This window comes from Kitasatospora sp. NPDC127060, from assembly GCF_042724935.1.
GTDB lineage: Bacteria > Actinomycetota > Actinomycetes > Streptomycetales > Streptomycetaceae > Kitasatospora.
This window is the reverse complement of record NZ_JBHXEG010000148.1, coordinates 1-10,514: the sequence shown is the minus strand read 5'-3', so window position 1 is coordinate 10,514 and position 10,514 is coordinate 1. Positions and strand designations below refer to the sequence as shown.

Below are 10,514 nucleotides of genomic sequence, written 5' to 3'. Positions count from 1 at the left end.
TCATCCAGCCCCCGGAGCGCCCACCCCCGGAACCGCCCCCGGCGTCACCCACCCTCCCGAGAGCCCACCCCCACCCCCCAGCCCCGCGCAGCGCCCCCCACCCCCCGGGCCCGTAGGCTTCAGGAGTTGAAGGGGAAGCCCGGCGGAGGGTTCCCCACCCCTGGGAGGGTGGATCATGTCGACGGACACACCGGGCTCACAGTCGTCCCTGCACCGGGCGAACCTGGAACGGGTGCTCCGCGCGGTGCGGATGGCCGGCTCGCTCACCCAGGCCGAGATCGCCCGCGGCACCGGCCTCTCCGCCGCCACCGTCTCCAACATCGTGCGGGAACTGAAGGAGAGCGGCACCGTGGTGGTCGCCGACACCTCCTCCGGCGGCCGCCGCGCCCGCAGCGTCTCGCTGAGCGGTGACGCGGGCATCGTGGTGGGCATCGACTTCGGCCACACCCACCTCCGGGTGGCCGTCGGCAACCTCGCCCACCGGGTGCTGGCCGAGGAGAGCGCCCCGATCGACGTGGACGTCTCCGCCGCGCAGGGCTTCGACCGCGCCGAGGCGATGGTCGAGCGGCTGCTGACCCAGGCCGGCTTCCAGCCCGAGAAGGTGATCGGCGTGGGTCTGGGCGTGCCCGGCCCGATCGACGTGGAGACCGGCGCGCTGGGCTCGACCGCGATCCTGCCCGGCTGGACGGGCATCGCCCCGGGCCGGGAGCTGGCGGAGCGGCTCGGCATGCCGGTGCACGTGGACAACGACGCCAACCTGGGTGCGCTGGGCGAGCTGGTCTGGGGCGCCGGCCGCGGCCTGAGTGACCTCGCGTACATCAAGGTCGCCAGCGGGGTGGGCGCGGGCCTGGTGGTCAACGGCCAGATCTACCGCGGCCCGGGCGGCACCGCGGGTGAGATCGGGCACATCACCCTGGACGAGGCCGGCCCGGTCTGCCGCTGTGGCAACCGGGGCTGCCTGGAGACCTTCGTCGGCTCCCGCTACCTGCTCTCGCTGCTCACCTCCACCCTCGGCGCGGACCTCACCCTGCCCCGGGTGGTGGAGCTGGCCCACCAGGGCGACCTGGGCTGCCGCCGGGTGATCGCCGACGCCGGCCGCCAGATCGGTACGGGCGTGGCGACCCTGTGCAACCTGCTCAATCCGCGCCGGGTGATCCTCGGTGGTGACCTCGCCGAGGCCGGTGAGCTGGTGCTGGCCCCGATCCGGGACTCGGTGGCCCGCTACGCCATCCCCAGCGCCGCCCGCCAGCTCTCGGTGGTCCCGGGCACCCTCGGCGGCCGTGCCGAGGTGCTCGGCGCGCTGGCCCTGGTGATGAGCGAGATGGGCGAGTCCGGCGCCCTCGGCCGTCACTGACCTCCACCCACCAGCCACCCACCTCCGCCCACCACCATCACCCACCACCCACGCCCCAACCGACTCACCCGGACGGCCGCAACCGCCGACGAACCCCCGTTCGTCAATACGGATTGACCAGCACCCCCCGACCGACCTCCCGGAATGGCGGTAACCGGCCAGTGGCACCGGGCGTGCCGCTCGGTGTCCGCCAAGCGGACATTAGACTCGACCGGTCGGTACCGGCCGCGACCACCGGCCTGCCGCCGGACCGGGCAGCGACGCCCGTCGGACCGTCCGTGGTCCGCGAACACTGAACGAGGAGGAACGGGTGGCCCTGCTGACCCGCATTCGGGGACCGCGCGATCTCGACCGGCTCACGCCCGGACAGCTGGCCGCACTGGCCCAGGAGATCCGGACCTTCCTGGTGACCGAGGTCTCCAAGACGGGCGGCCACCTCGGGCCCAACCTCGGCGTGGTGGAGCTCACCATCGCGCTGCACCGGGTCTTCGACTCGCCGCGCGACCGCATCCTCTTCGACACCGGCCACCAGAGCTACGTCCACAAGCTGCTCACCGGCCGCCAGGACTTCTCCCGGCTGAAGATGAGCGGCGGCCTGTCCGGCTACCCCTCGCGCGCCGAGTCCGAGCACGACGTGATCGAGAACTCGCACGCCTCCACGGTCCTCTCGTACGCCGACGGCCTGGCCAAGGCCAACAAGATCCAGGGCAAGGCCGACCCGGTCGTCGCCGTCATCGGTGACGGCGCGCTCACCGGCGGCATGGCCTGGGAGGCGCTCAACAACATCGCCGACGCCAAGGACCTGCCGGTCGTCATCGTCGTCAACGACAACGAGCGCTCCTACTCGCCGACCATCGGCGGCCTGGCCAACCACCTCGCCACGCTGCGCACCACCCAGGGCTACGAGCGCTTCCTCTCCTGGGGCAAGGACGCCCTCCAGCGCACCCCGGTGGTCGGCCAGCAGCTGTTCGAGACCCTGCACGGCGCCAAGAAGGGCCTCAAGGACTTCATCGCCCCGCAGGGCATGTTCGAGGACCTCGGCCTCAAGTACATCGGCCCGATCGACGGCCACGACCTGACGGCCCTGGAGTCCGCGCTGACCAAGGCGCGCGGCTTCGGCGGCCCGGTGATCGTGCACTGCCTGACCGAGAAGGGCCGTGGCTACCACGCCGCGGAGAACAACGACGAGGACCGCTTCCACGCCGTCGGCGTGATCCACCCGGACACCGGCCTGCCGGTCAAGAACTCGGGCAAGGACTGGACGTCCGTCTTCGGCGAGGAGATGGTCGCCCTCGGCCACGAGCGCGAGGACATCGTCGCGATCACCGCCGCGATGCTCCACCCGGTCGGCCTGGCCCCCTTCGCCAAGGCCTTCCCGGACCGCATCTTCGACGTCGGCATCGCCGAGCAGCACGCCGTCACCAGCGCCGCCGGCCTGGCCACCAACGGCCTGCACCCGGTGTTCGCGGTCTACGCGACGTTCCTGAACCGGGCCTTCGACCAGGTCCTGATGGACGTCGCCCTGCACAAGCTGGGCGTCACCTTCGTGCTCGACCGGGCCGGTGTCACCGGTACGGACGGCGCCTCGCACAACGGCATGTGGGACATGTCGATCCTCCAGGTCATCCCGAGCCTGCGGCTGGCCGCCCCGCGCGACGCCGACCAGGTCCGCGCCCAGCTGCGCGAGGCCGTCCTGGTCGAGGACGCCCCGACGGTCGTGCGCTACTCCAAGGGCTCGGTCGGCCCGGCCGTCCCCGCGGTCGGTCGGGTCGGCGGCATGGACGTGCTGCGCGCCGCCGAGGAGTCCTCCGGCGCCCACCGCGCCGACGTGCTGGTGGTCTCGGTCGGCGCGATGGCCCCGACCAGCCTGGAGGTCGCCGACCTGCTGGCCGCCCGCGGCATCACCGCCACCGTGGTGGACCCGCGCTGGGTCAAGCCGGTGGACGAGGCCCTGCCGGGCCTGGCCGCCGAGCACCGGGTGGTCGTCACCATCGAGGACAACGGCCGGGTGGGCGGCGTCGGCGCCGCCGTCGCCCAGGCGCTGCGGGACGCCGACGTGGACCTGCCGGTGCGCGACTTCGGGATCCCCCAGGAGTTCCTGGACCACGCCAGCCGGAACGAGATCCTGGCCGAGATCGGCCTGAACGCCCCCGACATCGCCGAGAAGGTGGCCGCCCTGGTCGCCAAGCTGGACGCGGCGCGGGTCGAGGCCTGAGCCACGGCCGACCGAACGGGTCATCCGGCAGTCAGCCGTCGGGTGACCCGTTCCGCCGACGACCGATTGTCGTAGCCCTGTAACAGTTCGTCACGGAACAAGCCGACAATCGCACTGAATGGCGGGACCGGCGCCATCCACGCCGATCCCGCCCGGTAGGTTGTCAACCGTGCCCACCCCCACCCGCCTCCGCCTCGACGGACTGGTCGACCGCCTGCCCGCGCGCGCCCGTCACCACATCCGCCAGGGGTACTGGACGAGGCTGGTGCCGCTGCTCACGCTGGTCGCGGTGGCCACCCACATCCCGTCCTTCGCCCGCCCCGTCTGGAGCCCGGACGAGGGCTTCCTGGCCACCCAGGCCCGGATGCTCGCGGACGGCGGGGTCCTGTACGACACCGTGGTGGACCGCAAGCCGCCGCTGCTCCCCTGGCTCTACCAGGCCTGCTTCGCCGTCTTCGGCTCCGCCTCGCTGTGGCCGCTGCGCACCCTCGCGGTGGCGGCCCACCTGGTCACCGCGATCCTGCTGGCCTCGATCGCCCGCGGCCGCTGGGGCAACCGGGCCGGGGTCGGCGCCGGACTGCTCTACCTGCTGGTCTCCATCGGGCTCTCCCCGGAGGACACCCAGGCGGCGACCTTCGAGGTCTTCATGCTGCCCGCGATGGTGGCCGCCTTCCGCTACGCCGAGCGGCGCCGCTGGCTGGCCGCGGGCATCGCGGTCGCGCTCTGCTCGCTGACCAAGCAGACCGGCGGGGCGGTACTGCTGCCGGTGCTCTGGATGCTCCTGCAGGACGCCCGCAGACGAGGGGTGCGCTGGCCGTCCGCGCTGTTCAAGATCGGGTTCGGTTTCGCGGTGCCGATAGCCCTGGTGGCGGTCATCCTGACCAAGCCCAAGGGCTTCCTCTTCTGGGTGGTCACCGGCAGCGGGGACTACGCCTCCTTCGGCGGCGCCTGGCTGCAGATGCTCGGCAGGGCCTTCGGCAACCTGGGCATCCTGGCCGCGGCGGGCCTCGGTTTCCTGTTCCCGGTCGGCCGCCGGCTCTGGTTCAAGTACCGCCACCGCCCGCTGCCGGTGGCCGGCGAGGAGCACGGCTCGACCGCCGACCTGTGGGTCTGGCTGCTCTCCTCGGCCGTCGCGGTCAGCGTGGGCTTCCACTTCTTCGGCCACTACTACCTGCAGCTGATGCCCCCGCTGGTGCTGCTGGGCACCGGCGCGGTCGCCACCTCGGCGATCCGCTGGAAGCCCGTCCTGGTGTACACCACGGTCGCCGCCACGGTGTTCTGGGCCCTGGCGCTGGCCTGGCCGGGAGAGCAGATGAGCCGCAACACCGAGGTCGCCACCGCGGTCGCCGCCCAGACCACCCCCAAGGACACCGTGCTGGTCTGGGGCATGCACCCCGAGCTGTACTGGCTGGCCGACCGCAAGCCCGCGAGCCGCTACCTGACCGCCGGCTTCCTCACCAACTACAGCGGCGGCAAGGACGGCAGCGCCAACGTGGGCGAGCAGTTCAGCGTCAACAACGCCTGGCAGACCTTCGACAAGGAGCTCGCCAACGGCCTGCCCGAGATCTTCGTGGACGACTCCGGTGTCGCCCCGTACCAGCCCGTGCTGGTCCCGCGGATCGAGAACCTGCTGGACACCCACTACGAGATGATCGGCGTCATCGGAGACACCGTCGTCTACCGGCTCAAGCACTGAGCCCCGGAGGCCCGACACCGAAGGAGCCCCCGGCGACCAGGTCGCCGGGGGCTCCTTCCGTGGCGCTACGCCTTACGCGGGCACCGAGGCCACGCCGGGGGCGAGGAACTTCTTGCCGGTCACCCGCTCCGAGACGCCCTCACGGTCCAGGTACGGGGTGATCCCGCCCAGGTGGAAGGGCCAGCCGGCGCCGGTGATCATGCAGAGGTCGATGTCCTGGGCCTCGCCGACGACACCCTCCTCCAGCATCAGGCCGATCTCCTGGGCCACGGCCTCCAGGGCGCGGTTCAGGACCTGCTCCTCGGTGAGCACCGAGTCGCCGAAGGTCAGCAGCTCCAGGACCTCGGGGTCGAGGACCTGCTTGCCGTCCACCCAGGTGTAGAAGCCGCGCTTGCCGGCCTTGACCACCTTGCCGAGGTTCTCGGAGACGGTGAACCGCTCCGGGAAGGCACCGGCCAGGGTCTCCGAGACGTGCAGGGCGATGGCCGGGCCGACCAGCTCCAGCAGCACGATCGGGGACATCGGCAGGCCGAGCGGCTCGACGGCCTTCTCGACGCTGGCGATCGGGGTGCCCTCGTCGATGATGTCCTGGATCTCGCCCATGAAGCGGGTCAGGATCCGGTTCACCACGAACGCCGGGGCGTCCTTGCACAGCACCGAGGTCTTCTTCAGCTTCTTCGACACGGCGAAGGCGGTGGCCAGCGACGCGTCGTCGGTCCGCTCGCCGCGGACGATCTCCAGCAGCGGCAGGATCGCGACCGGGTTGAAGAAGTGGAAGCCGACGACCCGCTCGGGGTGCTTCAGCTTCGAGGCCATCTCGGTGACCGACAGCGAGGAGGTGTTGGTCGCCAGCACACAGGTCGGCGAGACCACGTTCTCCAGGTCCGCGAAGACGGTCTGCTTGACGCCCATCTCCTCGAACACGGCCTCGATGACGAAGTCCGCGTCACCGAAGGCGACGGCCTTGTCCAGCGAGCCGGTGACCAGGCCCTTGAGGCGGTTGGCCTTGTCCTGGCCGATCCGGCCCTTGCCGAGCAGCTTGTCGATCTCGGCGTGGACGTAGCCGACGCCCTTGTCGATGCGCTCCTGGTCGATGTCGGTGAGGACCACCGGCACCTCCAGACGGCGGGCGAACAGCAGCGCCAGCTGCGAGGCCATCAGACCGGCGCCGACGACGCCGACCTTGGAGACCGGGCGGGCCAGCGACTTGTCCGGCGCACCGAACGGGCGCTTGGCCCGGCGCTGCACCAGGTTGAAGGCGTAGATGCCGCTGCGCAGCTCGCCGCTCATGATGAGGTCGGCCAGGGCCGCGTCCTCGGCGTCGAAGCCGGCCTGCAGGCTGGCCTTGTCGGCGAGGTCGGCGTCCTTGACGGCGGCGATGATGTCCAGCGCCTTGTAGGCGGCCGGGGCGGCGCCGTGCACCTTGGCGTCGGCGACCATGCGGCCCCAGAGGACGGCGTCGTCCCACGCCTTGCCGCGGTCGATCGCCTCGCGCTCGACGACCAGGTCGCCCTTGAGGACCTTGGCGGCCCACAGCAGCGACTGCTCCAGGAAGTCGGCCGGCTCGAAGATCGCGTCGGCGATCCCCAGCTCGAACACGTCCTTGCCCTTGAGCTGCTTGTTCTGGTTCATCGAGTTCTCGATGATGACCTTCACGGCCTTACCGGCACCGATCAGGTTCGGCAGGATGGTGCAGCCGCCCCAGCCGGGGACGAGGCCGAGGAAGACCTCGGGCAGCGAGAAGGCCGGGACGCCCGCCGACACCGTGCGGTAGTCGCAGTGCAGGCCGACCTCGACACCGCCGCCCATGGCCGCGCCGTTGTAGAAGGCGAAGGTCGGGACGGGCAGCGCGGCGATCCGCTTGAAGACCTCGTGGCCGCCCTTGCCGATGGCCAGCGCGTCGGCGTGCTGCTTGAGCAGCTCGACGCCCTTGAGGTCGGCGCCGACGGCGAAGATGAACGGCTTGCCGGTGATCGCGGCGCCGACGATCTTGCCCTCGGCGGCCTCCGCCTCGACCTGGTCCAGCGCCTCGGACAGCTTGAGCAGCGAGCCCGGGCCGAAGGTGGTCGGCTTGGTGTGGTCGAAGCCGTTGTCCAGGGTGATCAGGGCCAGCTTGCCGGCCTGCAGCGGCAGGTCCAGGTGGCGCACGTGCGCGGTCGTGACGACCTCGCCCGGGAACAGCTCGGCGCCGTGCTGGAGCAGCTCAGTCGTGGTGCTCATGGTCACTTACCACCCTCGAACTCAGCCGACTCTTCCGCTCCGCTCCAATGCGGGTTCTCCCAGATGATGGTGCCGCCCATGCCGAAGCCGATGCACATCGTGGTGAGGCCGTAGCGGACGTCCGGGCGCTGCTCGAAGCGGCGGGCCAGCTGGTTCATCAGGCGCACGCCCGAGGAGGCCAGCGGGTGGCCGAAGGCGATCGCGCCGCCGAACGGGTTGACCCGCTCGTCGTCGTCCGCGATGCCGTAGTGGTCCAGGAAGGACAGCACCTGGACGGCGAAGGCCTCGTTGACCTCGAAGGCCTGGATGTCGTCGATGGTCAGACCGGCCTTGGCCAGCGCCTTCTCGGTGGCCGGCACCGGGCCGATGCCCATGACCTCGGGCTCGACGCCCGCGAAGGCGTAGGAGACCAGGCGCATCTTGACCGGGAGGCCGAGCTCCTCGGCGACGTCCTCGGCGGCCAGCAGCGAGGCGGTGGCACCGTCGTTCAGACCTGCCGAGTTGCCCGCGGTGATGTTGCCGTGCGGGCGGAACGGGGTCTTGAGGCCGGCCAGCGACTCCATCGTGGTGCCCGGGCGCATCGGCTCGTCCACGGTGGCCAGACCCCAGCCGGTCTCGCCGACCTCGGGGTTGGTGTTGCGGATCGAGATCGGCACCAGGTCGGGCTGGATGTCGCCGTTGGCGTACGCCTTGGCGGCCTTCTCCTGGGAGCGCACGGCGTAGGCGTCGCAGCGCTCCTTGGTGATGTGCGGGAAGCGGTCGTGCAGGTTCTCCGCGGTCATGCCCATGAACAGGGCGGACTCGTCGACCAGCTTCTCGGAGACGAAGCGCGGGTTCGGGTCCACGCCCTCGCCCATCGGGTGGCGGCCCATGTGCTCGACACCGCCGGCCACGACTACGTCGTACGCGCCGAAGGCGATGCCGCCGGCGGTGGCGGTGACGGCGGTCAGGGCGCCGGCGCACATGCGGTCGATCGAGTAACCGGGGACGGACTTCGGCAGGCCGGACAGCAGGGCGGCGGTGCGCCCGATCGTCAGACCCTGGTCGCCGATCTGCGTGGTGGCCGCGATGGCGACCTCGTCGATGCGCTCGACGGGCAGGTTCGGGTTACGGCGCACGAGCTCCCGGATGCACTTGACGACGAGGTCGTCGGCGCGCGTCTCGTGGTAGATGCCCTTCGGGCCGGCCTTGCCGAACGGGGTGCGGACGCCATCGACGAAGACGACGTCCCTCGCGGTACGAGGCACGGGGGCTCTCCTCCCAGGGACCAACATTTGAGGTGGGCAGGCTGCCGCCGGAAGAACCCGAGCGGCGCCGCGTCACGGTCATGCTACCCGTCGGTAACCAACCTGCCCAGGCCCCTCGGAGGGTTCTGACCATGTGTCCCGCGACACGTCCGCCGGTGCGTCCGACCAGGAAGGGTTCCCGGAGACGCCGAAGGGGATGCCGTCCGTGCGGACGACATCCCCTCTTCGGAGCCTTTCGCGGCGTTCCGCCGGAGGATCAGCCCTCGGCGGTGGCAGTGGCGGCGGTGACGAAGGCGTTGGCCACCACCGGCGCCACCAGGTCGACCTGCCACTGCCGGGCGCCGAGCCGGCGCAGCGCGGCGGCCACGCCGTCGGCGCTCAGCTCGGCCGGCGGCTCCCAGGAGACCCGGCGCACCAGGTCCGGGGTGATCAGGTTCTCGGCCGGCAGGTGGTGGCGCTCGGCCAGCTCGCTGACCGCGGCACGGGCACCGGACAGCCGGGCGGCCGCGACCGGGTCCTTCTCCGCCCAGGCGCGCGGCGGCGGCGGGCCGTCGTGCGGGGCGGCGGCCGGCGGCAGCTGGTTCTCCGGGACCTCCCGGCCGCGCTGAACGGCCGCCAGCCACTGGTCCAGCTGGCGCCGGTGCAGCCGCGGACCGAAGCCCTGCACGGCCTGGAGCGCGGCGATGTTCAGGGGCATGGCCAGTGCGGCGTTGACGATCGCGGCGTCCGACAGCACCCGGCCGGGGGAGACGTCGCGCTCCTGCGCCAGCCGGTCGCGGGCCAGCCACAGCTCGCGCACCACGGCCAGCTGACGGCGCCGCCGGACCTTGTGCAGCTGCGAGGTGCGCCGCCACGGGTCGGTGCGCGGGGCCGGGCGGGGCGCGGCGGCGATCGCGGCGAACTCCTCCAGGGCCCAGTCGAGCTTGCCCTGGGCGTCCAGCTCCTGTTCGAGTGCGTCACGCAGCTCGACCAGCACCTCGACGTCCAGAGCGGCGTAGCGCAACCAGGGCTCGGGCAGCGGACGGGTGGACCAGTCGACGGCCGAGTGCTCCTTGGCCAGGCTCAGCCCGAGCACGTTCTCGGTCATCGGCCCGAGGCCGACCCGGGCGAAGCCGGCGATCCGCCCGGCCAGCTCGGTGTCGAAGAGGCGGGTCGGTCTCATGCCGACCTCGGCCAGGCAGGGCAGGTCCTGGGTCGCGGCGTGCACCACCCACTCGGCGTCCGCGATGGCGGCGCCCAGCCCGCTGAGGTCAGGGCAGGCGATCGGGTCGATCAGGGCGGAGCCGGCGCCGGCTCGGCGCAGCTGGATCAGGTACGCGCGTTGGCCGTAGCGATAGCCGGAGGCCCGCTCGGCGTCGACGGCGACCGGTCCGGTGCCCGCGCCGAAGGCGGCGATCGTGGCGGCCAGCGCCTGCTCGTCCGCCACGACGGGCGGGATCCCCTCCTTCGGTTCGAGGAGCGGGACCGGGGCTGCTTCTTCTGGGATGGCTGCTACGGCGTCGGTCACTCACCAAGGGTACGACGGTCACCGGAACTGGGAGTGTTGTCGGACTGGTCAGACTGTTGATCGCCCGCTCTCCTCCGGGCCGCTCGGACCCGCCGCCGACGGTCGGCGCTCCCTCGCTCCTGCGTCGCTCCCTCGCGCTCTCCCTCTCGGCACCGGCGCGCCCCTTCGGCCCGGGGCGGGTGATCGCCCGCTCTCCTCCGGGCCGCTCGGACCCGCCGCCGACGGTCGGCGCTCCCTCGCTCCTGCGTCGCTCCCTCGCGCTCTCCCTCTCGGCA

At 71.8% G+C, this 10,514-nt stretch carries 6 protein-coding genes; 3 read left to right on the top strand and 3 right to left on the bottom strand.

Annotation, left to right across the window (positions count from 1 at the left end; translation table 11 throughout):
* The first annotated feature begins 175 nt into the window (after positions 1–175).
* From ACFWIS_RS39770 to ACFWIS_RS39760, 3 genes are all read left to right on the top strand, one after another.
* Positions 176–1,354, top strand: coding sequence for an ROK family protein (locus ACFWIS_RS39770; RefSeq protein ID WP_380463600.1), 1,179 nt, complete (start codon positions 176–178; stop codon positions 1,352–1,354).
* Between the two features lie 310 nt (positions 1,355–1,664).
* Positions 1,665–3,569: a 1-deoxy-D-xylulose-5-phosphate synthase gene (gene dxs, locus ACFWIS_RS39765; RefSeq protein ID WP_380463598.1), complete on the top strand. Its 1,905-nt coding sequence runs from the start codon at positions 1,665–1,667 to the stop codon at positions 3,567–3,569.
* A gap of 169 nt (positions 3,570–3,738) precedes the next feature.
* The gene (locus ACFWIS_RS39760; protein ID WP_380463596.1) at positions 3,739–5,265 is read left to right on the top strand and encodes an ArnT family glycosyltransferase; all 1,527 of its coding nucleotides are present in this window, start codon (positions 3,739–3,741) and stop codon (positions 5,263–5,265) included.
* A gap of 72 nt (positions 5,266–5,337) precedes the next feature.
* On the opposite strand, the gene ACFWIS_RS39755 is transcribed toward ACFWIS_RS39760, so the two are convergent.
* The 3 genes from ACFWIS_RS39755 to ACFWIS_RS39745 all read right to left on the bottom strand — a co-directional run bounded on the left by ACFWIS_RS39755 (position 5,338) and on the right by ACFWIS_RS39745 (position 10,239).
* Positions 5,338–7,485, bottom strand: coding sequence for a 3-hydroxyacyl-CoA dehydrogenase NAD-binding domain-containing protein (locus ACFWIS_RS39755; RefSeq protein WP_380463594.1), 2,148 nt, complete (start codon positions 7,483–7,485; stop codon positions 5,338–5,340).
* A 2-nt stretch (positions 7,486–7,487) separates the two neighbouring features.
* Positions 7,488–8,732: a thiolase family protein gene (locus tag ACFWIS_RS39750; protein WP_380463592.1), complete on the bottom strand. Its 1,245-nt coding sequence runs from the start codon at positions 8,730–8,732 to the stop codon at positions 7,488–7,490.
* 256 nt (positions 8,733–8,988) lie between these two features.
* Positions 8,989–10,239: an HRDC domain-containing protein gene (locus tag ACFWIS_RS39745; protein WP_380463590.1), complete on the bottom strand. Its 1,251-nt coding sequence runs from the start codon at positions 10,237–10,239 to the stop codon at positions 8,989–8,991.
* Positions 10,240–10,514 lie beyond the last annotated feature (275 nt).